The organism is Bacillus sp. 95MFCvi2.1 (genome assembly GCF_000374965.1).
In the GTDB taxonomy this organism is placed as follows: Bacteria; Bacillota; Bacilli; order Bacillales; family Bacillaceae_G; genus Bacillus_A; species Bacillus_A pseudomycoides.
This window is the reverse complement of record NZ_KB895700.1, coordinates 58,167-84,361: the sequence shown is the minus strand read 5'-3', so window position 1 is coordinate 84,361 and position 26,195 is coordinate 58,167. Positions and strand designations below refer to the sequence as shown.

At 34.7% G+C, this 26,195-nt stretch carries 28 protein-coding genes; 6 read left to right on the top strand and 22 right to left on the bottom strand.

Annotation, left to right across the window (positions count from 1 at the left end; genetic code table 11):
- Window positions 1-50 precede the first annotated feature (50 nt).
- Window positions 51-635, bottom strand: coding sequence for an SCO family protein (locus C568_RS0116240; RefSeq protein ID WP_018766424.1), 585 nt, complete (start codon window positions 633-635; stop codon window positions 51-53).
- 344 nt (window positions 636-979) lie between these two features.
- Between C568_RS0116240 and C568_RS0116235 the strand changes: the two genes are divergently transcribed.
- Window positions 980-1,951, top strand: a complete 972-nt coding sequence (locus C568_RS0116235; RefSeq protein WP_018782140.1) for an MBL fold metallo-hydrolase — start codon at window positions 980-982, stop codon at window positions 1,949-1,951.
- 288 nt (window positions 1,952-2,239) lie between these two features.
- Here the strand turns inward: C568_RS0116235 and C568_RS0116230 are convergent, their stop codons facing one another.
- The 4 genes from C568_RS0116230 to tatA form a co-directional block, all read right to left on the bottom strand.
- Window positions 2,240-3,082, bottom strand: coding sequence for a DegV family protein (locus tag C568_RS0116230; protein WP_003197390.1), 843 nt, complete (start codon window positions 3,080-3,082; stop codon window positions 2,240-2,242).
- A gap of 153 nt (window positions 3,083-3,235) precedes the next feature.
- Complete coding sequence (locus C568_RS0116225) at window positions 3,236-3,487, bottom strand: DUF2535 family protein (RefSeq protein ID WP_000605583.1); 252 nt, start codon at window positions 3,485-3,487, stop codon at window positions 3,236-3,238.
- 154 nt (window positions 3,488-3,641) lie between these two features.
- A complete protein-coding gene (tatC, locus tag C568_RS0116220) occupies window positions 3,642-4,370 on the bottom strand; it encodes a twin-arginine translocase subunit TatC (protein ID WP_016114704.1) in 729 nt (242 codons plus the stop codon).
- Window positions 4,371-4,444: 74 nt separating this feature from the next.
- Window positions 4,445-4,609, bottom strand: a complete 165-nt coding sequence (gene tatA / locus C568_RS0116215) for a twin-arginine translocase TatA/TatE family subunit (protein WP_001132888.1) — start codon at window positions 4,607-4,609, stop codon at window positions 4,445-4,447.
- Between the two features lie 192 nt (window positions 4,610-4,801).
- Between tatA and trhA the strand changes: the two genes are divergently transcribed.
- Entirely contained in the window at window positions 4,802-5,458 is a 657-nt protein-coding gene (trhA, locus tag C568_RS0116210; RefSeq protein WP_018782139.1) for a PAQR family membrane homeostasis protein TrhA, read from the top strand.
- Window positions 5,459-5,493: 35 nt separating this feature from the next.
- Here the strand turns inward: trhA and C568_RS0116205 are convergent, their stop codons facing one another.
- From C568_RS0116205 to C568_RS0116185, 5 genes are all read right to left on the bottom strand, one after another.
- Window positions 5,494-6,213: a lysophospholipid acyltransferase family protein gene (locus C568_RS0116205; RefSeq protein WP_018782138.1), complete on the bottom strand. Its 720-nt coding sequence runs from the start codon at window positions 6,211-6,213 to the stop codon at window positions 5,494-5,496.
- A gap of 111 nt (window positions 6,214-6,324) precedes the next feature.
- Window positions 6,325-6,960, bottom strand: coding sequence for an FMN-dependent NADH-azoreductase (locus C568_RS0116200; RefSeq protein ID WP_018782137.1), 636 nt, complete (start codon window positions 6,958-6,960; stop codon window positions 6,325-6,327).
- A 236-nt stretch (window positions 6,961-7,196) separates the two neighbouring features.
- Complete coding sequence (locus C568_RS0116195; RefSeq protein WP_018782136.1) at window positions 7,197-9,182, bottom strand: penicillin-binding transpeptidase domain-containing protein; 1,986 nt, start codon at window positions 9,180-9,182, stop codon at window positions 7,197-7,199.
- 185 nt (window positions 9,183-9,367) lie between these two features.
- A complete protein-coding gene (locus C568_RS0116190; protein WP_003197378.1) occupies window positions 9,368-9,856 on the bottom strand; it encodes a dihydrofolate reductase in 489 nt (162 codons plus the stop codon).
- 20 nt (window positions 9,857-9,876) lie between these two features.
- Window positions 9,877-10,833: a thymidylate synthase gene (locus tag C568_RS0116185; protein WP_018782135.1), complete on the bottom strand. Its 957-nt coding sequence runs from the start codon at window positions 10,831-10,833 to the stop codon at window positions 9,877-9,879.
- Window positions 10,834-11,090: 257 nt separating this feature from the next.
- Here C568_RS0116185 and C568_RS0116180 point away from each other — a divergent pair, with 257 nt between their 5' ends.
- Complete coding sequence (locus C568_RS0116180; protein WP_018782134.1) at window positions 11,091-12,548, top strand: serine hydrolase; 1,458 nt, start codon at window positions 11,091-11,093, stop codon at window positions 12,546-12,548.
- Between the two features lie 86 nt (window positions 12,549-12,634).
- Here C568_RS0116180 and C568_RS0116175 read toward each other — a convergent pair whose 3' ends face one another.
- From C568_RS0116175 to C568_RS0116155, 5 genes are all read right to left on the bottom strand, one after another.
- Complete coding sequence (locus C568_RS0116175; RefSeq protein ID WP_018782133.1) at window positions 12,635-13,021, bottom strand: VOC family protein; 387 nt, start codon at window positions 13,019-13,021, stop codon at window positions 12,635-12,637.
- Window positions 13,022-13,251: 230 nt separating this feature from the next.
- Window positions 13,252-13,884: an HAD hydrolase-like protein gene (locus C568_RS0116170; protein WP_018782132.1), complete on the bottom strand. Its 633-nt coding sequence runs from the start codon at window positions 13,882-13,884 to the stop codon at window positions 13,252-13,254.
- A gap of 131 nt (window positions 13,885-14,015) precedes the next feature.
- Entirely contained in the window at window positions 14,016-14,594 is a 579-nt protein-coding gene (locus C568_RS0116165; protein WP_018782131.1) for a YpjP family protein, read from the bottom strand.
- Window positions 14,595-14,875: 281 nt separating this feature from the next.
- On the bottom strand, window positions 14,876-16,072 hold the full coding sequence (locus tag C568_RS0116160; RefSeq protein ID WP_018782130.1) for an ABC transporter permease: 1,197 nt from the start codon (window positions 16,070-16,072) through the stop codon (window positions 14,876-14,878).
- Window positions 16,050-16,775, bottom strand: a complete 726-nt coding sequence (locus C568_RS0116155) for an ABC transporter ATP-binding protein (RefSeq protein WP_016114694.1) — start codon at window positions 16,773-16,775, stop codon at window positions 16,050-16,052. Before C568_RS0116155 ends, C568_RS0116160 begins: the two co-directional genes overlap by 23 nt.
- A 188-nt stretch (window positions 16,776-16,963) precedes the next feature.
- Here C568_RS0116155 and C568_RS0116150 point away from each other — a divergent pair, with 188 nt between their 5' ends.
- Both C568_RS0116150 and C568_RS0116145 read left to right on the top strand, forming a co-directional pair.
- Entirely contained in the window at window positions 16,964-17,395 is a 432-nt protein-coding gene (locus C568_RS0116150) for a GNAT family N-acetyltransferase (protein ID WP_006094728.1), read from the top strand.
- A gap of 26 nt (window positions 17,396-17,421) precedes the next feature.
- A complete protein-coding gene (locus tag C568_RS0116145) occupies window positions 17,422-17,961 on the top strand; it encodes an HAD-IIIA family hydrolase (protein ID WP_006094727.1) in 540 nt (179 codons plus the stop codon).
- A 190-nt stretch (window positions 17,962-18,151) separates the two neighbouring features.
- Here the strand turns inward: C568_RS0116145 and C568_RS0116140 are convergent, their stop codons facing one another.
- The 7 genes from C568_RS0116140 to C568_RS0116110 all read right to left on the bottom strand — a co-directional run bounded on the left by C568_RS0116140 (window position 18,152) and on the right by C568_RS0116110 (window position 25,148).
- On the bottom strand, window positions 18,152-18,592 hold the full coding sequence (locus C568_RS0116140) for a GNAT family N-acetyltransferase (protein WP_018766435.1): 441 nt from the start codon (window positions 18,590-18,592) through the stop codon (window positions 18,152-18,154).
- Entirely contained in the window at window positions 18,589-19,062 is a 474-nt protein-coding gene (locus C568_RS0116135; RefSeq protein ID WP_006094725.1) for an SAM-dependent methyltransferase, read from the bottom strand. Before C568_RS0116135 ends, C568_RS0116140 begins: the two co-directional genes overlap by 4 nt.
- Window positions 19,063-19,161: 99 nt before the next feature.
- Window positions 19,162-19,884 (bottom strand): aspartate/glutamate racemase family protein, encoded by a 723-nt coding sequence (locus C568_RS0116130; protein WP_018782129.1) that lies wholly within the window; start codon window positions 19,882-19,884, stop codon window positions 19,162-19,164.
- A 118-nt stretch (window positions 19,885-20,002) separates the two neighbouring features.
- Window positions 20,003-21,442 (bottom strand): GntP family permease, encoded by a 1,440-nt coding sequence (locus tag C568_RS0116125; RefSeq protein WP_018782128.1) that lies wholly within the window; start codon window positions 21,440-21,442, stop codon window positions 20,003-20,005.
- Window positions 21,443-21,485: 43 nt separating this feature from the next.
- Complete coding sequence (locus tag C568_RS0116120) at window positions 21,486-22,700, bottom strand: iron-containing alcohol dehydrogenase (RefSeq protein WP_033794521.1); 1,215 nt, start codon at window positions 22,698-22,700, stop codon at window positions 21,486-21,488.
- A gap of 108 nt (window positions 22,701-22,808) precedes the next feature.
- The gene (locus C568_RS0116115; RefSeq protein WP_018766439.1) at window positions 22,809-24,248 is read right to left on the bottom strand and encodes a GntP family permease; all 1,440 of its coding nucleotides are present in this window, start codon (window positions 24,246-24,248) and stop codon (window positions 22,809-22,811) included.
- A 234-nt stretch (window positions 24,249-24,482) separates the two neighbouring features.
- Window positions 24,483-25,148, bottom strand: a complete 666-nt coding sequence (locus tag C568_RS0116110) for an HAD family hydrolase (protein ID WP_029427374.1) — start codon at window positions 25,146-25,148, stop codon at window positions 24,483-24,485.
- Window positions 25,149-25,382: 234 nt separating this feature from the next.
- On the opposite strand from C568_RS0116110, the gene C568_RS0116105 reads away from it, so the two are divergent.
- Window positions 25,383-26,180, top strand: a complete 798-nt coding sequence (locus C568_RS0116105; RefSeq protein WP_006094720.1) for a lipid II flippase family protein — start codon at window positions 25,383-25,385, stop codon at window positions 26,178-26,180.
- The last annotated feature ends 15 nt before the right edge of the window (window positions 26,181-26,195 follow it).

The following is a 26,195-nucleotide window of genomic DNA, read 5'->3' as shown; positions in this document are numbered from 1 at the left end:
TATATATATATTTTCCATATCCAAAAAGAAGGATGCCCAGCATCCTTCTTTTATTTCAAGAGTCGCTCCATATCACGTAAAATGTCTTCGTACGGTGTCTTACTAATTCCACTGTATTGCTTCATTACTTTTCCTTCTTGATCAACTAAGAAGAACGATGTTCCATGGATGACTTGACCATTTTCCGGTTTATCTACTAACGTTTGGAAATTATCCTTTGCAAATTTTTTCACATCTTCTAATGAGTACCCTGTTAGCAAATTCCAATTTTTCGTATCATCTGTGAACTTTTGTATAAATGCTTTCAAATTCTCTGGTTTATCCACTTCAGGATCTACACTAAACGAAACGAATTGAACATCTAATTTTTTCTCTTTCGCCATCTTTTGTAGCTTTGCCATATTAGCAGTCATTGGTGGACAAACCGTTTGACAATTGGTAAACATAAAGTCAGCCACCCATACTTTCCCTTTTAAATCTTTTGTTCCAAACTTTTTACCATCTTGATTTATGTATTGAAAAGTTTCTAAATCCCAATTTAATGGTTTACGGAGTTTTGATCCTGAGCCGCATCCTGCAAGTATAAAGAAGCAAAAAACAACTATGAGACCAATCAGCTTTTGATAACGCTTCATTTTCAAACCTCTCTTCTCTTTTCTAAATTTATGTATGACATGTTTATCATAACAAAAGTAAACACTATGAGAAAATTGTTTATCCAATTTGTTCACGAAATCGTACGAATTTAGGTATGTTACTTCCTATTTTCGAGCGAATTACTAGACAACTGTTTCATTGTTTACTAAAATTATCTCCTTCCCGTCTCTTTACACAATAATTTTCAATAAGTCACTCGCTTTGTAAAGATATCCACACTATTTTTTACAATTTTTTAATCGTTAATCAATTTCCCTCACTTTTTTCCTTTACAACATTTCGATACAATACAACTACAAAGATTTTAAATGAGGTGATGTTCATGGCAAAGCGCTATGAAAATATGGATAATGTTAGTACAAAAAAACCACTTCGTTCTTTTTTACGTTGGCGTAAAGAACGAAAACAAAACAAAAAAGATTTTTCTTATCTAGTAGAACAATCACCTGTAAAGAGTAGCCAGTTTTTACGAACGAACACTGAAAAAACAACAATTACATGGATAGGTCACTCAACATTCCTTATACAAACAAACGGGCTCAACATTTTAACAGATCCAGTATGGTCAAAGAAAATAAAGCTTGTACCGAGGCTAACGAATCCCGGCCTTACATTACAGGAATTACCTAAGATTGATATTGTCCTCATTTCACACGGTCATTATGACCATTTGGACTTTTCTACACTTCGTCTATTGAATTCAGATGTTCTATACTTAGTACCTACTGGATTAAAAAAGTTATTTACAAGAAAAAAATTTATGCGAGTAGAAGAATATAACTGGTGGGAATTCACAAAAATTAATGATGTAGCATTTCACTTCGTACCGGCGCAGCACTGGACAAGAAGATCATTGTTTGATATGAATACTTCCCACTGGGGTGGATGGGTTGTCGATAATAGCACAACAGATGAAACCATTTACTTTTGTGGTGATAGTGGCTATTTCCAAGGGTTTAAAGAAATTGGCAACCGATTTTCTATTGATATCGCCTTAATGCCTATTGGTGCATATGAACCAGAATGGTTTATGAAAGTATCACATGTTTCCCCCGAGGAAGCAGTGCAAGCCTTTTTAGATGTAAAAGCAACGCATTTCATTCCAATGCATTACGGTACATTTGCACTTGCTGATGAGACACCTAGAGAAGCTATTACCCGACTTCGTAACAACTGGAATTTACGTATGTTACCTTGGGAACAACTTCACGTATTATTTCTTGGTCAAACGTATTTTCCAGAAAAAATGCCCTCTGAGGAAAAAGAATCCATAAAGGAACACGCAAAATTATAAATCCCTTTCCCCTTTTATGCATATTATAAACTAAGGCTTTAATGAACTGCTGATTTTCTGTTCATATAAGAACCGATAAAAGGAGAAAGGAATATTATATGAGGGAGTATTTACAACGACGCTTTATGATTTCAATAAGCGCCATCATCACGATTATCATCGTCTATTACAATCAGTTATAACATCTTAATTAATAGAACTTCTTCCCCACTCCTAAATAGTCTCATTCATTTAAAATGTTGCTGTAGATGAAAAGATAAAAAGAGCTACCCTCAAGTAGCTCTTTTTCTATTCAGCAAAATATGAAAATCCGATTGCCCCTACACCAGTGTGTGTGCTAATTATAGGCGTTGTGTAAAAAATTTCCGTTTGTGTAAATCCACTAATTTTTTCAACTGCTTCTTTCATTTTTTGCGCTAACGGTAATGCTTTCGCATGTGGTACAGCTACCGCCTTTACTGTTTTACCAGCTATATCTTCCTCAAACATTTTTATCAATGTTTTCACAATTTGACCTTTGCTGCGTACCTTCGCAACAGGATTATATACACCATCATCAATACTTGCAATTGGCTTAATGTTTAATAAAGATCCGATCATAGCTGTTCCTTTTCCAATCCGACCGCCTTTTACAAGGTTTTCTAACGTATCAACAACTACAAATAGACGAGTATTTTTACGAACTTCTTCAACACGCTTTAAAATATCCTCCAAAGAACGTTCTTCCTTCGCCATTTTTGCTGCTTCAATTACTTGATACGATAAAGCATGCGTAATAAACAATGAGTCTACCACTGTAACTTTCGTATCTGTCATCGTTGCTGCAGTATTAGCTGTTGCAACTGACCCACTTAAACCATGCGTTAAGTGAATGGAAAGAACTTGGCTACCGTCCTCCCCTAAACGATCATACATTTCAACAAACGATCCGACTGCTGGCTGTGATGTTTTTGGTAATTCTTCTGATTTTTGCATTTCTTCAATAAATTCATCCGGCTGTAAATCTACACGATCTAAGTATGTTTTTCCATTTACAGAAATCGACAATGGAATAACATGAATATCATATTTTTGAATCACATCTTGTGATAAATCCACCGTTGAGTCTGTAACAATTTTAATTTTTTGCATATTTTACTTCTTCCCTTTCCAATACGCTCTCCTTGTTATTATACTAGTATTCACAATGCTTTCAACAGTTTGAAGTGATTTTCGACAAATTTCTTTGACTTTTATGTCTAAAAAGAAAATGACAGAGCTTATTTGCTCTGTCTCTATTTTAGACTATGCATTTTTTTCAAGCGAGTTTGTTTGATATACATTTGAATAATCATTCCACTTTAAGCAACTTTGTAAATATTCGCGAAAAGAGTATGAGAATCTCGGTTGTTTTTGTTTTTGAATTTTAGCAATAAATAGTTGAAGACGTGACTGAATTAGAAATGCTAATGGGTGTTGTGCTTGTAGGACAGGGATTTCAAATATTTTGATACAATTCCCTGTTGAATGAGTGAAATAAAAACTTTTCATAATCACGATATCAATCCTCTTTTTTATTGGATTTATAACTTCAGTATAAACTTACACTAGTGAAAAGTTTGTCTAAATTTCGGAGATTCTATAATTTTTTTCTTCTTTATATTGTATACAGTTATAAGTATAGTATAACAAATAAATAAAAAAAGTGCCTTTATAATGAGGCACTTTTTGATTCTGTATTCATTTCTCTTTTTATTTTCCTCTTATACACAAACTTTGATGCTGTAATACTTAATTCATAAATTACAAGAAGTGGTATCGCTACTGAAAAATCAGAAATAAAGTCTGGCGGTGTAATACAAACAGCAATTACAATTAAAATAAAATACGCATATCTTCTCACCTTTTGTAGTGCTATTGGATTAAGAACACCTATACTAGTTAAAAACATCGTAACGACAGGAAGTTCAAATATCACAGCAAATGGTACTGTCATATTCATCACAAACGAAAAATACTTATCCGTCGTAAACATTGTCTGAAACATATCATCACCAAGACTCATTAAAAATTGCAAAATAAATGGTAAAATCAGAAAATAGCCGAAGCAAAGTCCTCCAATAAATAATAGAAATAATGCCGGGATATACAGAATTGTCATTTTACGCTCATGTTCATGTAGAGCTGGTTTTACAAATAACCAAATTTGTAAAGCTGCAACTGGTATTGTACATACAATTGAAAAGACAGCTGCAATCACAAAATAAATCCATAAAATATCACTTGGACCTAAAACAGTTAATTTCATATTTAAATCTTTTACGATAAAATTATATATTTCTTTCGTAAATGAAAAGCCAATGACAATAAAAATCAGAAACGTCAGCGCTGTTATAATGAGTCGCTTTCTTAACTCTCCAAGATGCTCTATGACACTCATCTCTTGATTGTCCACTCTTATCACCACATTCCCCACTCGCTATATACCATAGAAACAAAATAACCTAGTGAAATTTATTTCTTTTCTTCCGTATCATCATGCAAACCCTTTGCAGACTTTTTAAACTCTTTTAATGTTTCCCCAAAAGCTCGTCCAATTTCAGGTAACTTTTTTGGACCGAAAATAATTAAAGCGAGTACTAAAATTAATATCAAACCCGGAACCCCAATATTTGGCATATGACTTCCCCCTTAATCTCACTTAATTTTATTTTGTCAAAAAATTTTGTAAACGTCAATGCATCTATTAGCTTTTGTCAAAAAAATTCGAAAATATAATCACTTAAACAATTTTCATTTTCTATTTCTTATGTATATGATATGGTAAAGGAAATTACACCTTACTTCATCAAACATGAAAGGAATCAAATTATGACTCAAAAAATAACACGAATGACGCAATTCGTAAAAGAGGAAATTGCCAATGCGATTACCCATGGCATCGGTGCCATTTTAAGCATTCCTGCATTAATAATACTAATTATGCATGCATCAAGGCATGGTACTGTATCTGCTATTGTTGGATTTACAGTTTACGGCGTGAGCATGTTTCTACTATATTTGTTTTCTACGCTATTACATAGCATCCACCACCCGAAAGTAGAAAAATTATTTACGATTTTAGATCACTCGGCCATCTATCTCTTAATTGCCGGCACGTATACACCATTCTTACTAATTACTCTAAGAGGGCCACTCGGCTGGACATTACTTGCAATTATTTGGACACTGGCCATCGGTGGAATTATTTTCAAAATTTTCTTTGTACGCCGTTTTATTAAAATGTCAACACTGTGCTATATCATTATGGGCTGGCTCATTATCGTCGCTATTAAACCACTTTATGAAAATTTAACCGGGCATGGATTTTCACTATTGTTAACCGGTGGGATCCTATATTCAGTAGGGGCTATATTTTTCCTTTGGGAAAAACTGCCCTTCAACCATGCAATTTGGCACCTTTTTGTATTAGGTGGTAGTGCAATGATGTTCTTCTGCGTCTTGTTTTATGTATTGCCTGTTGCATAAAAAAGTCTCAGCTTTTCAAGCTGAGACTTTTTTTATTACTTATGTAATTGAGCCGCAATAATATCTTTCGTATGCTGCGTTAATTCTTTTATATCCATACTTGCATATTGCTCAGGTGTAATTGGTTTAGAAATGGTTACTGTTGCATGAGCAGGCTTCATGCGATTTCCATTCGCCTCAAACATCTTATATGTTCCGTCTACAGTTACTGGTAAAATAGCTACTCCGGCTTTTACAGCAAGATGAAAACTTCCCGCTTTAAACTCCCCCATTTCGCGGCCCTTACTGCGCGTTCCTTCTGGGAAAATTACGATAGAATGTCCATTCTTTAAAAGTTCAATTCCATCTTTAATAGCTTGGAGCGACTGCCGACGATTACTACGATCCATAAACACACAATTCATCAATTCCATCCAAGTTGGTACAATCGGAAATTTTTTAATTTCTGCTTTTGAAACAAATCCAATTGGTTTATTCAAGTACCCAAGTAAGACTGGAATATCCATATCACTTTGATGATTACTTACAACAAGGACCGGTTTATCTTTCGGCACATTTTCAATTCCATTTACTTGTACAGTCGACCCAGCTACACGAACCATTTTCTTACCAAACCAGTTTGTCGTTTTATACACGAGACGATCTTTCTCTTGTGGCGACATTGTCTGCGCTTTTCGTTTTATACGCCATAATCTCGGTGTAATACCAATTACAATTACAATTAAATAAAAGATTTTAAAAAACGTTTGAATCATATAGAACCCCCACTTATTCTCATTCCGTCCTTCATTATACTAGACAAACGAAGGAAAAAGAAGAAAAAATGTCCAAACGACAAGCGTTTGGACATTTTTGAGTTTTCTATATTAGAAACGTTTTGCTAATTCGCGAGCATTTGCAATTGCCGCTTCTTTAATTTCTGGTGCTTTTTCAGGGTTTGCATTCATACCTTCAACCGCAAGGTAGTCTACATCAGATATACCCATAAATCCTAATACTGCATTTAAGTGCTTGCGGCCAAAGTCCATTGCTGCGTATGGTCCTTCAGAGTAAACGCCACCTGTAGCTTGAATGTGAAGTGCTTTTTTCCCTTCTAGTAAACCAACTGGTCCGTTTTCAGTATATTTAAAAGTTTTACCTGCGATAGACAAGTTATCCAAGTATGCTTTTACTACTGGTGGATAACTGAAGTTCCACATTGGCGTTACAAACACATAACGATCTGCATTCATAAATGTTTCTAAGTTTGTATTCATTGCTGCAATTTTTTGTTGTTGGCTTTCGCTTAACGTTTCAAAGCCTTCACCTGCTGCAAATTTACCCCAAGCTGTAAATACTTCTGCATCAATTGCTGGTACAGTTGTGTTAAATAGATCAATTGTTACCACTTCATCTTGTGGATGTTCATTTTTATATGCTTCGATGAATGATTCCCCTACTGCCATACCGAAAGATGCTTCTGCTGAATTTGGATTTGCTGTAATAAATAGTACTTTTGTCATTTTTATTCTCTCCCTTAATAATTATCTTTAATTTGAGATTTTAATAAAAAGTAAATAACTTACCTTATGTAAGTATAATACAAAAACATTCTTTTTCTGTCAATAAAAAATAGCTGCTTTTTTTTCGTAAGTAGATAATTCTCCTATCTCCATTTCATTGAATATTCACATTTCATTATTCAATCTTCACGAAAAAAGCTATCTCCTTTTTTAGGGAGATAGCTTTTTCCTAAGTATTACTTTTGAAAAACATGTTTCACTTTTTCACCAGGTACGTTACTTCCACCCCGGCCTTTTACATCTTCAATCATCATCGTAACAATCATATTCGGTGAATTTACATCAAAAGCAGCGAACCATCCAAGTTCTTTTCCATTTGCTTCCTTCGACTCTTTTAACTCAGCTGTTCCCGTTTTTCCAGCGAGAGTCATACCGTCAATCTTAGCAATTTTCCCTGTACCATCTTCATCATTAATTACTTTTGTTAACGCATTTTTTAATATATCTTGGTTCCCTTTAGAAATCACATTTTCTTTCCAAGGTTTAACTTGTTTATCATCTTTAATAAGATGTGGAGATGGTATCTTCCCTTCATTTACAATCGGTGCATACGTTAATGCCAAATGAAGAGGCGTCATTAATACTTGGCCTTGTCCATACCCTGTATCAGCCATTTGAATATCATTTTTAATGCCATCTTTTGCAATTTTTGAAACCGGGAATGGATATTCAATTGGTAACTTTTCATCGAATCCAAATTTCTTTGCTTCACTCATAAATTTATCTTTCCCAATTTTTATTGCTTGTTGTGCAAAGTAAATGTTATCAGAAAACTTCATTGCTTTATCAAAATCAATTGGACTTGCATCTTTTACACGTGTTACATAATAATTTCCCCATGAAGAATCTTTTGTCCATTGTAATCCTTCAATTTTCAATTCCTCTTTTGGATCAATTGTTTTCGTTTCAAGACCAATCGCACCTGTAATTGCTTTAAATACAGAACCTGGTGCCGATGCTTGTGTAAAGCGATTTGTCATTGGCTTTTTCGGATCATTATTCCATGCTTCACGTTGTGTTTTTGATGCACCCCTTACTATTACATTCGGGTTGTACGCAGGGCTACTCACAATTGCAATTGTTTCACCAGTCTGCGGATTTATCGCTGCACTTGAACCAGCTTCTCCCTTCATTTCGTTAAAGATTTTTTCCTGAACTGTACTATCAATTGTTAACGTAACATTTTCTCCATCTTTTGCTTCAATTTTAGCTAATTCTTTTTGCTCTTTTCCTTGTGCATCCTCCATGAAGACACGGCCACCTTTTTTACCACGTAGCTTCTCTTCAAATACTTGCTCCAAACCAGCTTTTCCAACTGGGTCATCTGCCTGATATCCTTTTTTCTGTAAATCCTTTAAATCTTCTGCATTCACTTTCCCCATATATCCTGTTAAATGAGCAGCAGCCTCTCCCAATGGATATGTACGAACATTGACTTGTCGAGTCGTTACACCGTCTAAAGAAATATAATCATTTTGCGTTGCACCTTCTTGTAAAATCCCAATTGGTACAAATGAATCTGGTTTAATCCATTTTGCCGCAAGCTTTTGATCTATCTCTTCTACAGACATATTCAGCAACTTTCCAATTGTTTCCTTTGTCTGTGGTGCAGCCTCTCCTAGTTTACCTGGAATGATGCCAATTTCATTTGCTCTTCCATTCGTTGCAAGTCCTTTTCCATTACGATCATATATCTCCCCACGCTTCGCTTGAAACGTTTGCATACGTACTTTACTGTCTTTTGTCATGCCTGGAAAAATAAAATCTGGAGTCCAGTCTATTTTCCAAGATTCTTTATCTCCATCTTTCTCTTTCACAAGCTTTGCTTCGTGAGAAAAGGAAATTTTCCCACCAACTGTATCCATACTCACATTAAAAGGAACTGGCCCTTTATCTTCTTTATCCTCTTTTACTTTTCCTGTTTCTATCTTTAGATTTTTAACCTCAATACCCGCATAAATCTTTTCATACTTCTCTGTAAAATCTTTTTTTGAAATAGATTTTTTTGCATCTTCTGACAATTGATCATACATATCTGCAAATTTTTGCTTATTCCACGCTTTTGCATATGTATCAAATGCTTGTGCTGGCTTTTCTTCTTTACCACATCCTACTAGCATGAGTGTGAAGCAAAGAAAAAGCAATCCCCATAGTTTTTTCAACCGATTCTCCTCCTTTAGTTAAGCAAAGAAATAATAAATATAAATCTGTCTTTTATGGATTTTTCCTAAGCTACTAAAACTTACAACCTCTACCATTATATCATCAAAAAAGTTCATTCATAAAGTTTTATCTTATTATCCAAATAAAAAGATTGATGTGAACATACACATCAATCTTTTTATGATTATTTTTGTTTTTCATATATGTGATAGTAATATGTGTACGGATTCTTTTCATCCGTAACACCTTTTTCCACAAAAACTTCTTTCCACTCTTTCATATTCATTTCTGGGAAGAATGTATCTCCTTCAAATGAATGGTGAATCTTTGTTATATAAAGCTTGTTCACATATGGTAAGAACAATTCGTAAATTTGCGCTCCACCAAAAATAAAAATTTCTTCTTCATTTTTACACAACTCAAATACTTCTTCTACTGACTGCGCAATTTCACAGCCTTCTACATGATAATTCATATTGCGCGTTACGATAATATTTCGTCTTCCTGGAAGTGGTCTTCCAATCGCTTCATAGTTTTTTCTCCCCATAATAAGTGGGTGACCCATTGTTGTCTTCTTAACATATTGCAATTCACTTGGTAAATGCCACGGTAATTTATTATCCTTACCGATGACTTTATTTTCATCCATTGCGACCATAAATGAAATAATCATATTTTCATCTCCTTTTGCGTTTACACTGCGACAGGTGCTTTAATTGCAGGATGTGGATCATAACCTTCTAATGTTAAATCATCCATTTCAAAATCAAAAACAGACTTTACATCTGGATTTAATTTTAGCGTTGGAAACGGACGTGGTTCACGCGCTAACTGCTTTTCCACTTGTTCAAAATGATTTGTGTAAATATGTGCGTCTCCAATCGTATGAACGAACTCTCCTGCTTCTAAACCACATTCGTGCGCGATTAAATGTGTTAACAATGAGTAGCTTGCAATATTAAATGGAATGCCAAGGAAAATATCACCGCTTCGTTGAAATAACTGACACGAAAGCTTTCCGTCTGCTACGTAAAATTGAAATAGCGTATGACAAGGCGGAAGTGCCATACTTGGCACATCTTCAGGATTCCAAGCAGAAACAAGTAAGCGACGAGAATCTGGTGTTTTCTTAATCATTTCGATTACATCTTTTAACTGATCAATCGTCTCACCTGCTGTCGTTTTCCAAGCACGCCATTGTTTTCCATATACATCTCCTAAATAGCCATACTGATTTGCAAAATCATCATCTTCCAGTACATTCTTTTTAAACAAATCCATTTGCTCATCATATTGTTTCTTAAACTCTTCATCCTGCTGAGAGCGAAGTCCAAAGTCCGTCATATCTGGCCCTTCATACGCATCGCTTTCTACCCAGCTTTTAAACGCCCATTCATTCCAAATATTATTGTTATTTTGTAGTAAATAACGAATATTTGTATCACCTTTCATGAACCAAAGAAGTTCACTAGCTACTAAGCGGAATGGCACACGCTTTGTCGTTAACAAAGGGAATCCCTTGCTAAGGTCAAAACGCATTTGATATCCAAATACAGATACAGTCCCTGTTCCTGTACGATCTTCTTTTTTTGTACCATGCTCCATCACATGGCGACACAGATTTAAGTATTCATATTCAGCATGTTTCATATGTAAGAAAAACCCTCTTTCGCATCTATTTCCTATATGGAGTTTATCATACAAAAAATAATTCTGCATGCAAAATTCTCAGTAAAACTTATTGAAAAATATTTCAATATAGTAAGTATTAACAGAAATCTAGTATAGGATATCCATTTTAATGAATCTTACAAAATTCTTAACTTTTCATCTTTTAAGAGGTATTTCACTCTTTACCAAAGAAACTATAGTGCGGAAGTATAAAATAATATTTGGAGGTTAGAAGCATGTCTAAAATTAAAATTCCTGTTATTAGTTCATTACAAACAACAATTGAAAAAATGATGAAAGATCTACACGTTCCTGGGGCTGCTGTCGCAGTTATAAAAGATGGAGAAGTCATTGTTTCAGAAGGATTTGGCTATCGTGATTCAAAACAGAAAAAACCGGTTACGCCTCAAACACGCTTTGCAATTGGATCTGCGACCAAGGCATTTGGCACCCTATCTTTAAGCCTATTAGCACAACAAAAAAAGTTTGATTGGGATACTCCTGTTCAATCTTATATCCCTACCTTCGCTTTATCAGATATACTTGCAAGCTCCCAAATTACAGCACGTGATTTAGCTTCCCACCGCTCTGGCGTTAGTCGTCATGATGCTCTTTGGTACAACTCTTCCTTAACTCGAAAAGACATCGTTGAAAAAACAAAGCATTTATCACTTGATGCACCATTTCGCACAGCTTTCTTATATAACAACTTAATGTATGCAACAATTAGCTATATTGTAGAAAACATTACAAATCAGACATGGGAGCAATACGCCAAAGAACATATTTTAGCACCACTTCAAATGGAGCAAACAAACTTCTCTGTCACAGACTCACAAAATACGAATGACTACGCATTGCCTTACGTTGAGAAAGATGGAGAAATAAAAGAGGTACCATTCCGTAATATTGATACAGTAGGAGCTGCTGGATGCATCAATTCAACAATTGCAGATATGGCAAATTGGGTACTTTTCCATCTTAATCAAGGAAAAACAGGAGATCACGAATTACTATCTTCTGAATTATTACAACAAATGTATACGCCGCACAATACAATTCCTGATCAGCCACTTTTATCGCCCCCTGAATCACCAGTAAATAGTTATGGTCTTGGTTGGTTTATTAGTTCTTACCGTGGCTATAAAGTAATTCATCATAGCGGAGGTATCGATGGATTTTCTGCACTTGTCTCATTTATTCCAAAAGAAAATATAGGCCTTGTCATATTAACGAACGCCGGAAGCACCTTACTTCCTAGTTATCTTGCAAATCAAATCTATGACGAACTCCTCGGATTGGAAACAATTGATTGGCATAAGCGTGCTATAGAAGACACCGCTCAATTGAAAAAAATGATGAAAGAAGTAAACCAATCACTTCCAGAACAAGTAAAAGAGACCGTACCTTCTCATGCATTAGAAGACTATATTGGAACATTCGAACACCCTGCTTATGGAACACTAGAAGTGTATAAACAAAATGAAGAGTTATATTTACAGTTCACAGAACTAAAAGTTCGGTTACATCACCATCATTATGATATGTTTTATGCAACATTAGACTTATTCCAAATAGAAATGAATGTGTTGCTTGCTTATGAGATGGATATAAAAGGGGAATTCCAAACAATCCAATTACATGTACCAGTTATGTTAAGTACACAGCCTCTTACATTTACGAAGATTAAATAAAAATACAACAATCTAAACTTATAATAGAGGAAAGCTATACTTTCCTCTATTATTTATCCCGTATTAACGGGTAATAAGATCTCTCCTCACATTTCCACATTAGGCGTATAAGCCACTTCTACAACAAACCCATTCGGATCATAAAAATCCACAGTATAATATCCATCTGAGTAATGATTCGTCTCAATCGGCCCACGAATAATCTCCACTTGTACATTTTGTAAGAAATTAGCGACCTCATTAACTACAGTTCTACTAACAGCCTGATAACAAATATGCCTCGGCCCTAACGTTCTTACAATCTTTTCCTCTACTTCCTTGAAATATATTTCAATCTCCCCTGTACTAAATGCACTCTCATTCAACTGTTTCCAGCCAATGATAGAGAACAACCTACTATAAAAACATATGGATTCCTCTAAATTTGCTACCCAAAATTCAATATGATGAATACCAGGTTCAAACTGCTGCATCCCCTTCTCTTCCTTTCTGTCATTTTAACAGTACTCCAACAGAAAAGGGTTAGAACAATTACTTGTGAGAACGACTGAAGACTGAAACTGTAGGGCAAGGTTGTGTCCAAACAGTATAAACGACGCCTGTGGAGAGTATGTAAGACTGCTTGGATTCTCAAGCAGCAACACCCTATGAAACAGGAAGCCCCTTCTTCAAACGACTCGTAAGAGTGTTAAGGAGGGGTCATTCACTGAACAGACTCAACTATATGTAAAATTTCATTTGGTGTATTTACCATATAATTTGGAGAATCTTCTTTGATCGTTTCCATCACATCATATCCCCATCCAACCCATACGACGTTTACGCCAACTTTTTTACATGCAACAATATCTCGTTGCTCATCACCAACATACAGCATATCAGCTTCTGTTAACGTTTTTTCTTTTAAAAATTTCTTGATAATTTTATCTTTCCCAAACAAATTTTTCGAACAAAAAACTTCTTGAATATTTTTTATTTGATTGTTATGTAGAAATGCTCTAATATGCTCTTCTGAATTAGAGGATATTACTGCTATTCCATAACCCTTTCTATGTAATTCATCTAGCACTTCCTTCATGCCATTAAATAAGACTAGATCTTTAATAGCTGGCTGGTATAGTTTATAAAACTCTAGCGCTAATATAGGCAATTTATAAAGTGGTACATGAAGCTGTTTACACCTTTCAGGAATAGATAATTTTCTTAAAGGTTCAATTTCTACTTCACTTACCGTTTTATACCCATGCTTCTCAGCAAGTTGATTATAAATAGGAACAAATATATCTTGTGAATCTACTAATGTACCGTCAAAATCAAATACAACATATTTCAACATAATGAATACTCCCTTAGCCTCTTTTTTGAACAAATCTAAACATATTCTATTCGCTGTTAAGATCCGCTTCACCTTTAATTTTCACATTTATAAAAACAAAAAAGAACAAGGACATCTCCTCGTTCTTTTTATCACGACAGCCATTTCGGCGGCATATTCGTATTCCAATAAATATCTCCTAACTCATGATGCGCTGTATATCCATCATCAAAGCGATGGTAGTGGAAATTAAAATAATATCCATCTTGTGGTGGATGATCCCGCCTTACATGGAAACGTAGTAAATCATTTCCTGTTTTCGTATCATATACATGAAAAATCTTTTCGTTATTGCCGCCTGCTGGTTTCTGTGAAATTGCTAATGATTGTAAAGACTCTTCCGGTACATCTGTTGTAAGCTCTGCAATTGCTTCTTCTATTTTAGGTAAAATAATACCTTTAAATTCATCTTCAATGACAGGTCCAATTTTAGAACCAAACTTTTGCATAGATTGTTTCTCAGCCTCTTGCATTGCATAGGTCACAAAGGTCTCTGTGGTTAACCTCTCTCGATTTTCTTCATATGTATAGGACGTCTGCTCCAAATTTTGTTGCCTTGTTGTAGGCTTGTCCGCTTTTGCATTATCAAGCAAAATAGAAGGAGGCGTCACTAAACCAAATGTAAATACAGTAATTAATGCGACTAACGTCTTTCTAAACCAATTTGGCATTTTTTATTCCCTCCCCTTTCACTACTTAGATTCGTATAACGGTTGTTTCTTCCATTATACAAAATGATGCTAATTTTTGCACTTTACAAATTTATTAACTTTCATATTTTTTTCATTTGAATATGTAATAGTCAGATTTCATATAATATATGTACAACAATAGTGAGGAGGATTTTTAATGACTCTAGATGTCATGTACTCCGTCGTGAGCATTTTTGTTCTCTTATATTTTATTTACCAGTCAATTACAGACTAAAAAAGAGCCATTATGGCTCTTTTTTCTACGGTATGAATACAATCCAGCCTATTAATATTAATAGTAGGCTTCCTACGATAATAGCTGGTAATAAATAAAACTGGCCAAGTATAACTATGCCGTAAATCAAAACAGCCGGAACAAACAAGGACATTCCCGCTCTTCCTTTTAACAATAATAACTTCCCTTGATCACAATATAATTGGAGAAACATTTTTTTAACAAATTCATTCCATTGATCCCCTGAATAACGTACAATTGCAACACAGGCAAATACAATAATAATAAGCGCAATCCACCATGGTGTTACTTTTATCGATACTGCACTCATAAAGATAATTTTAATATAAAAACTTAAAGAAGCACCTGATCGAAAATACTCCTTAAAAAATGATTCAATAATACGCGAATCAGATTTTTTCCCTAGTATATGCTTCGAACGTGGAAACAACCATGGTCTCGAGTTATTACTTGGCTTCGTTATTTGACCACTAAAGTGCATGATTTCCGTTGTCCAGCGCATACCCTCTTCCTTTTCTTTTTCAACTTCCTTAAAAAAGAAACGTTGATAGTTCATTTTTTGTTTTATCAATATCAAACTAATTCCAATCAATACAATGATAAATAGTATTGCATATACTGGATGTTTAAAACCTAAAAACAGACCACTTCCCAAACAAATAAAACTCATAAAAAATACGATAATCTTTACAATCCATAATACCCAGCGCTTCCCTCCACACACATCTATATATCTTACCAATAGTGATAACATACACCGAAAAACGGTAAAGGACAGCCAAAATAATACGACTTGTAAAAGAGAAGCCCCCATACTCTTAACCAATATAGGTAACATAATGAGCGTTACAATGATATTTGTTATACTTATTCGAATACATGTGTATACCATGCCATATTTCATTAATTTTTTCATGTGAACTGGATGCTGAATTAAAAACAGGCTATCTGCTTGCTCAAAAAACGAACGCATTCCTCTTGAATATGTAACAAAGAAAAATACAAACAAGCCCAATAAAAAATAAGCCGGTTCTTCTGCAGATAATTCTCTTGTCCATAACGAACGATAATAAATCCCGCTAAATACAAGTACTGGAACGATAAAATATAATGCGATTGTCCAATCAGTTACAGACCGAATGGATTTCCATTTTCTTTTCAGTTCATGACGCAACCTTTTATAAAATTGTTGTTTCATCATGTTGTTCCCGCCTTACGATTGCATCAAAACAATCTAATAATGGACTCTCTGGCATTTCTGCTAGGGATTGAATTGTTTGTAGATTACCGTTTGCTAATAACGTTCCTTGTGAAATAAGTAAAAATCGTTCACAGATTCTTTCCGCTGTATCTAGCACATGGGTACACAGTAAAATCCCTACTCCCCGCTCTTTTTCTTTATATAAGAAATTTAAAAATTCTCGTGTTGCTACTGGATCTAATCCAATAAACGGTTCATCAATAATATAAAAGTCTGGTTCCGTTAAAAAAGCCAAAATCAACATTGATTTTTGTTTCATACCTTTTGAAAACTTTGATAAGTATTCATGCTTATGCTTTTCCATTCGAAATGTGTGTAATAACTCCTGTGCGCGTTCCTCCCAGCTCCCTATTTCACACCCACGTGCAGCCATTAACAATTCAATGTGCTCCCATAATGTTAAATAATCATAATACGTTGGGTGTTCTGGCACATATGCATACGGATTCTCTTTTTCACCAAACGAAATTTCACCCTCCATATTTGCAAGTAAGCCAAGCATTGATTTAATTGTCGTACTTTTCCCAGCTCCATTTGCACCAATAAGAGCAACTAGTTCACCTTTTTCAATTGAAAATGCTATATCATGGATTGTTTTTTCTCCTGCTTCATAACCCGCTGATCGAATATTGACCTGTAACAAATTACTTCCCCTCTTCCCACTTACAATAAACTCCAGGAAAATCATAACATATTTCTTCTTAAAATATTATTCTATATATCTAATATATTAAATGTTTATATTCGTACTACTAGCAGGAAAAAACACTTTTTAACAGAATATTTAACATTTGGAGTTGTTAATTTATATTTATAGATGGAGTTGAGAGTATGAAATCTCACATTCGAAAAGCAACTGTGAACGATATAGAAGCACTTTGTTCACTAACAAAAGAATTAAAAGGTTCTGATATTTCTTATGTAGACATGCAAAATCGCTTACAATTTGTTGAAATGAGCCCATTTGACTTCTTATATGTTTACGAAGAAGATGATCATATATTTGGATTCCTTGGATTTCGTATACGTGAGAACTTAGAAGATGTGACACGATACGGGGAAGTATCCATTATTAGTGTTGACTCCACAGCAAGAAGAAAAGGAATTGGACAAATTTTAATGGAGTATGCTGAACAGTTAGCTAAAGAGCATAACTGTATTGGAACATGGCTTGTAAGTGGTACGCAAAGAACAGATGCTCATCCATTCTATAAAAAATTAGGATACGAAATAAACGGATATCGATTTGTAAAATACTTTTAATTTACTAGTTGAAGGGAACTACTATTATGACAAACATTCAAGCAATATTTATCGATCGTGATGGAACCATCGGAGGAGATACTATCATACATTATCCTGGTGAATTTACCTTATTTTCATTTACACAAGACGCCTTACGTGCATTAAAAGAACAAAATATAAAACTATTTTCCTTTACAAATCAACCTGGTATTGCTGATGGAAAAGCAAGTATAGAAGATTTTATTCAAGAACTAGAAGCTTTTGGTTTTGATGACATCTATCTTTGTCCTCACAGACATGGAGATGGGTGCGAATGTCGAAAGCCAAGTACAGGTATGCTTCTGCAAGCATCAAAAAAACATGAGCTTGATTTAACAAAATGTATCGTTATTGGCGATCGCTGGACTGATATCGTTGCTGGCGCAAATGTGAATGCAACAACGATCTTAGTTCAAACGGGTGCCGGGCATGACGCATTACATACATATCGCGATAAATGGGCTCATATTGAACCGAGTTATATTGCAGAAAACTTTCAAGATGCTGTCATTTGGATTCTGAAACGAATTACAACACAAATTTAAGAAGCACCTTATTTAAAAAAAACCTAACATATTAATCAAAAGTAATATGTTAGGTTTTTTATTTTTCATATACAAATCTACAAGCAATCGCAAATAATATTGTACGTTGTATTCACAGGAACTTGCACAATAGTAATATACGTTGAATGATAGAGTTCGGTTTGTATTTTCGCCTGTATTAATATTGAATTTAGAAAGTTAATTCATAATGGAAATAACGATTATCTCTCAAATATCCATTCTCGGCATATAATCGCTGTGCTGATATGTTATCTATTTCTGTTTGCAATTTTAATCCTTTTGCACCGTTCTCTAGTGCGAAAATTCTAGCCGCTTCTAATAATTTTTTTCCAATACCTGCGCCGCGTTTACCTTCTTGTACAAATAGATCATTTAAAATCCATAATTCTTTCATCGAAACTGATGAAAAAGAAGGATATAATTGTGTGAATCCAAGGTACTCCCCATCTTCAACAGCTACAAAAATTACAGATTCTTTTCGCTCTATGCGATTACGCAAAAATACTCGTGCTTCTCCCACATTCGACTCTTGTTTATAAAAGGTACGATAATTATTAAATACTGATGCTACTCCATCTAAATCTTCAATTGTCGCTTCATATATTTTCACTTTACTTCGCTTCCTTTCCAATACTCCTTCATAAGGTCCGTTACCCATTCAGGTTGTAAAATATCTTCATTCGGTAAAAATTCTCTCATAACAGGCTTTATATCCAATATAGGTGTACCGTCAATTGCATCTAATCCTTCAACTACAATTGATTTTCCTTCTCGCCTTACAACTTTTGCAATTGTCGCCCCCAATCGATTGGGACGATTTTTCCCCCGCTGTGCAAAAATACCTATTTTCGGATATTCCTTATTATTTCGCGGATGTCTAGCCGAATATTGAATCTGTTCATCTTTCACTTTATGAAAATAAAAGATTACTTCAATATGTGAAAAATCTTCAATTCCTTGTATACTCTCTTCTGCATATGAATCCGTTAATGTAATAAGAGATTGTACATCTCCCCATTCATCATCCATTATCATTTTTCTTTCATTATGTACAAAAGCAATTGGCCGAAGTGAAAACATCCATACTCCCCCTTTTTTGTAACCACTTACATTATAAAGTATCTTCTGAATATTTTCCATCGACACAATCGGATTAGTTTACATAATAAAGTTATGTAATTATTTTTTATTCTTTTTCACCACATCCAAATAACCTCCTAAAGAGATGTTTACAGCTTCAACAGCATGTATAAAAGTTGTATCAAATAAAGGAACTTGAGAATCTTCCTGTTTTACTAATAGCCCTATTTCCGTACAACCTAATATAATTCCTTCTGCTCCATTTTGTACGAAACGATTTATTATTTCTTTATAGGAATCTCTTGATGTTTGATTAACCTTTCCTAAACATAACTCGTTATATATGATTCTATTTACTAATTCCCTATCTGTTTCATTTGGTATCATTACTCTCATACCCTTTTCTTCTATACGTGATTTGTAAAAATCTTGTTCCATTGTATATTTCGTTCCGAGTAAACCAACTGATCGAATTCCTTGTTTCTTTATTTCCATAGCTGTTGCATCCGCGATATGTAAAATAGGAATACTCACCTTATCTTTAATATTACTAATCACTTTATGCATTGTATTCGTACAAATAACAATGAAGTCTGCACCAGCTTTCTCAAGAGAATATGCAGCTTCTCCTAATACGTTCCCCGCTTTTCCCCAATCACCTTCAGATTGACATCGTTCAATCTCTTCAAAATCAACGCTATATAAAAGACATTTCGCTGAATGTAATCCTCCTAACCTCTTTTTTACTTCTTCATTAATAATGCGATAATATTCAGAAGAAGACTCCCAGCTCATTCCACCAATAAGACCTATCATTTTCATCTTACCCATTCCCCCTTATTTTCTCATTTAAAATTTATACAACATTATTATGTAATTTTAACATAACAAAAAGGACATTTGTTAAACAAACAAATGTCCTTTTTTAGTTCAGTTCTTCTTATACAATTCCAGTTAAGCTATAAACACCGATCACAACAAATACAGCTATTGTTTTAATAATAGTAATTGCAAAAATATCACGATAGGATTGCTTATGTGTTAATCCAGTTACTGCCAATAATGTAATGACAGCACCGTTATGTGGTAATGTATCCATTCCTCCTGATGCCATTGAAATAATCCTATGCATCACTTCAAATGGAATATTATATTGTTCCGCCGCCGCAATGTATTTCTCCGACATCGCACTTAAAGCAATCCCCATTCCTCCTGATGCTGATCCAGTAATTCCCGCAAGGACATTTGTAGTAACTGCACCATTTACGAGAGGATTTGTGAACGTCGTAGAAATACTGTCCCGAATGACACCGAAGCCGGGTAATGCTGCTATAACTCCCCCAAAACCATATTCTGCTCCAGTATTCATAGCAGCAAGCAATGCACCACCAATACTTGCATTTAAGCCAGCTTGAAATCCTGTAAATAAGCGTTTCCAATTTAAAATTATCGTTGTAATAATTCCGATTAATAGTGCCAGTTCAACAGACCATACGCCTAGCACACCAGAAAGTTCCACTTTGCCAAATGTTTTTAATCCAATAGATGAAAAATCAAATCCCTTTGGATACCATGTTGGAATCATCACTGTAAAAACTTTATTCATTACCCCCACTAAAATAAGCGGTATAAAAGCCAGTACTTGGCGAAGTGGTGTAATTTCGGGAGTATGAATAGCTGGTTTTATATTTTGTTCTGTTTCAGTTGTAGCTGCCATTTCAGAATTCTCATTTCCACAACCATAATAACCTTCGCCACTTTCCTCTGCCTTTTTTCGTCTTCTTTCTAAATACAACATACCAACAAGAAATACAAAGACCGCTCCAATGATTCCAAGAAATGGTGCTGCATAAATGTCTGTTTTAAAAAATGTCGTTGGAATAACATTTTGAATTTGCGGTGTCCCTGGAAGAGCATCCATTGTAAATGTAATTGCTCCAAGAGCAATTGTTCCTGGTATTAATCGTTTTGGAATATTAGCCTCTCGAAATAAATTAGCTGCAAATGGATATACCGCAAAAGCAACTACAAACAAACTGACGCCACTATAGGTTAATATAGCACCCATCAGAACAATTGCTAGCATGGAACGTTTGACACCAACTAGCTGAATAATTGTTTTTGCAATAGACTCCGCAATCCCTGACATTTCTACTACCTTACCGAAAATTGCTCCGAGTAAGAATACTGGAAAATATAATTTAATAAACCCAACCATTTTTTCCATAAAAATATTAGAGAAAAAAGGTAATACGTGACTTGGCTCTGTTAATAAAACCGCAAATAGCGCGCAAATTGGGGCAAATAATATAACCGAAAAACCACGATAGGCAACAAACATCAGCATGCAAAGAGCCAATAAAATAATTACTAATTCCATCTCCTGCCCCCTTTTCATTTCCGTGGAAATATTTTAATAATATTCAGAAATCTATTGAGGTACTTATAGAATTTTCATATTGATAGTCAAAACATATACGATATAATTTTTTCACCTCATGATAAGAAGGGATGCGTGGGTTATTACTCGGACTCCCACTAGCCAATGCATCTTTCGCCATTTTTGAAAGAGCATTTTCAAATTCAACCTGATCAATTCCGTACTCCCTAAGATTAGGAATACGTAGATCCAAACAGAGTTTCTTTATTTCAAAAATAGCATGGTTAGCAAGCTCTTCATCAGATAATGAATGTAATTCCGGATTTATAATCCGCCCAATATCTGCGAGGCGTTTGACTGAGCAAATTTTTGTAAAATCTAAAACTGCTGGTAGTAACATCGCATTTGATATACCATGGGGTACATGAAATAGTGCTCCAATTGGGCGTGACATTCCATGGACTAAAGTGACCGATGCGTTTGAAAAAGCAATGCCAGCTTGTAAGGATGCAATCATCATTGCTTCTCGTGCTTCTATATCTGTCCCCTTTTCATAGGCAATCCGCAAGTGTTTCATAATCGCTCCAATTGCTGCAAGTGCTAATACATCTGTAAGCGGTTGCGAAAATCTAGAAAGATATGCTTCAATTGCATGACATAGTGCGTCAATACCTGTTGCTGCAGTAATATTCGGTGGAACAGAACGTGTCAATAAGGGATCGATAATCGCGATTTGTGGCGTGAAATTTGGGTGCTTAATCATCATTTTGACATCTGTTTTTGTATTTGTAATAACAGCAACACTTGTAACTTCTGATCCTGTACCAGATGTTGTTGGAATTGCAATAAGGGGTAATGGTTGCTTTTCTATTTCCACATGATTTTGAACATAATCTTCAATCTCTCCTCCATTTGTAAACAGAACTGCTACAGCTTTTGCTGCATCAATACAACTTCCTCCACCAAGCCCAATAATAAAATCACATTTTGACTCTGCACATATCGTTAACGCTTCCGAAACGTGGATATTTGTTGGTTCCGCATTTACATTTTCATAAGTAATAACATCTATTTTTTTCGCTTTTAGTAGTTTCACACACGCATCAATATAACCAAGTTTTTTCATAATAGAATCACTGATAATGAAAGCTTTTTTCCCTAGTTTAATTGCTTGTTCTCCTAATTTATCCAGTGAATTTCTCCCGTACAAAACGTTCTTTGGCATACGAAACTCTGCGATTTCTTGCAAATAACCCACTCCTTCTTTCCCTACTAAATATTTTATAATGTGAAATTTCCATTGTATAAATTATCAAATGTAATATTCCACTTCGATTAATTATTTCCTCCCAGACTAATAAATTTATTAGTAGATTCCTGTAAACATATAAAAAGCAATTACTAAAAATACAGCGACCGTTTTCAATATTGTCACAGCAAATATATCACGATACGATTGTTTATGTGTCAATCCTGTAACAGTAAGGATTGTAATAATTGCTCCGTTATGTGGAAGTGTATCCATCCCTCCCGATGCCATTGAAACAATACGATGCATAACTTCAAGTGGAATATGATATTGTTCTGCCGCTGCAATAAATTTATCTCCCATTGCACTTAATACAATTCCCATTCCTCCCGATGCTGAACCAGTAATACCAGCAAGAATATTCGTTGTCACCGCTCCATTTACGAGTGGATTAGTAAATGTTGCAGAAATGCTATCTCGCATAATCGCAAACCCTGGAAGTGCTGCAATTACGCCACCAAAGCCGAATTCTGCTCCTGTATTCATTGTTGCAAGCAATGCTCCTCCAATACTTGTATTCAATCCTGCTTGAAATCCTGTTACAACACGCTTCCAATATAATAAAAGCGTTGTTATAATCCCAATGATGAGTGCTAATTCTACAGACCAAATACCAAGTACTGCGCTTAACTCTATCTTACCAAACGATTTCATTCCAATTGAGGAAAAATCAAAACCATTTGGATACCATTTTGGTATTGTTATTGTAAAAAACTTATTCATAACTCCTACTAAAATAAGTGGTACAAAAGCAACGACTTGCTGTACTCTTGAAATTTTAATACTTTGAAGAGAAGTATGATTCTTTTGCTCTAACTCCAGTGATGCTGCCATTTCAGAATTCCCATCTTCAAAACCAAAATATCCTTCTCCAGCTGCTTTCGCCTTCTTACGTCGACTCTCTAAATAGATCAATCCTAACGTTAAGACAAAAATAGCACCAATAATACCAAGTATAGGTGCTGCATAAATATCTGTTTTAAAAAATGTTGTCGGGATTACATTTTGAATTTGCGGTGATCCTGGGAGTGCATCCATCGTAAACGTGACAGCTCCAAGAACGATTGTTCCAGGTATTAAGCGCTTCGGAATATTCGCTTGACGAAACAATTTTGCAGCAAATGGATATATTGCAAACACAACAACATAAACACTCACACCGCTATAAGTTAAAACAGCCCCCATTAAAACGATAGCCAAAATGGTCCGTTTTTCACCCACTATTTCAATAATTGTCTTAGCAATAGAATCTGCAATTCCAGACATTTCTACTACTTTACCGAAAATAGCACCTAGTAAGAAAACTGGAAAATACAACTTAATAAAGCCTACCATTTTCTCCATAAAAATATTCGAAAAGAAAGGCAGTACAAAACTAGGTTCTGTTAAAAATACTGCAAATAGAGCAAAAATCGGTGCAAATAAAATAACAGAAAATCCTCTATAGGCAACAAACATAAGTAAACTAAGTGCTAATAAAATAATAACTAGCTCCAATTCTCTCACCTCCCTTAGACTGAAAATTCAATCTTTTCAATCCGGATTTTTTCTATGTATCCCTACAAAATATCGCTTTTATAACGATTCAAATACTGACATTCCTCCCCCTTTTCTAACAAAATTTTTATAATTAAAATAGCATATTTATTACTATTCTATTACATATGAAAAATCCCTTTAAACGAAAACAATTTAACTATTACTCGTTATAAAGGGATTTGCTTTTTTGTTTTATATTTTAAAAATTCTGTCTTTTGTACAAAAGCTTCGCAACTCTTCGACATGTTTCACAATATGCGTCGCTCCTGCTTCTTTTAATTCTTCTTCACTCCCATATCCATACAATACACCGATAGAGTCAATCCCATTACAATTAGCTCCTATCATGTCATGCTTTCTATCCCCAATCATCACTATCTCTTCTCTTTGCAACTCTGGATTTGTATGCAAAATATATTCAATAATTTCATCTTTCTTTATTCGGGTTCCATCTAAATTACTACCAACAATTTCTTCAAAAAAATGAATCAAGTTAAAGTGTTCTAAAACTTGTTTTGCAAATACAGTGGGTTTTGAAGTTGCAACAAATAATCGTTTCTCTTCATCTTTTAACTTTTGTGAAATATAGGGAATCATCTCATGTACACTATTCTCAAGTAGGCCGCTTCGCTTTAGATATTCACGAAAATATGTAACAGCTTGCTCTACTTGTTTTTCGTCCATTCCGTATCTATCTGCAAACGAATGCTGAATTGGTGAACCAATAAAAGAATCTAGCTCTTTCTGATTCGGTTCATCTATTCCCATTTTTCGCAATGCATATAAAACCGAATTTACAATTCCTTCTTTCGGATCTGTTAATGTTCCATCTAAATCAAATAGAAATGTTGTATACATCCCTGCTTCATACTCTTTTGCACGATTACTATAATATGTATGCATGACACAAATCCCCCTCTAACAGAAAAATCACCATCCTTTCTATATTATCAAAATATTTATTTTGAATATTTATGTTGTTTTTTTTACACATTAGCTTCTTCCCAACAGTCTGAGCCACGAATATATATACTCAAAACTATGTTCTTGTTGTATTATAAGTATAATTTCATAGAAAAATGGTGACCAAAAATGACGAAAACATTAATTTTCATAATGGCTTTCACGATTATCATCCATGCAGTCGAAACAAGTTCTTATAGTATTCGCTTAGCAGGTGTGCGTTTAAAAAAGATTGCTGTTTCCCTATCCGTAGTTGGGTTGGTGTTGCTGGTTTCACGAACATCCAACTTACTGCAAGCTTTTTTACTTGGCGGTATCGTTGATCAGGCCAAGATAGACTCCTCTATTGATTTAGAAAGAGCAATACGTCTCGTTTTATTCACAGCTTCCATCGGTACACTGCTCGCAATTATTCTATATCCGACTTTCACAAAGCTATTTGGGTATGTAATTCAAAACTTTGAAACAGACGGTTCATTCATTCGAATGATGAAAACAAACAATATACAAAAATTGAAGTATACAAAAAAATATGTTCGTTTTCCTAAATTTGAAATGATTCACCGTATGCGAATTGGTGGTATTCCGAAACGAATTATGCTCATTAATATGTTTGCAACCGCCATCTATACTGCAGGTGTCCTTTCTGCTTTGTACGCTTCCTTTTTAAATCCGACTTATGCGACGAATGCCAGTACGGCATCCGGGCTCGTTAATGGATTTGCCACAATCTTATTAACTGTGCTTTTAGATCCGCGCATTGCCCTTTTAACAGAGCGTGCTCTTCAATCAGAAAATGGCGCTGATACAATGGGGAAAATGTTCGGTTGGCTTATGATTTCAAGATTTCTCGGTACATTATTAGCACAGCTCTTATTTGTACCTGGTGCACATTGGATTTTGTGGATTATTAAACTCATGCATTAAATGACCACTACATCA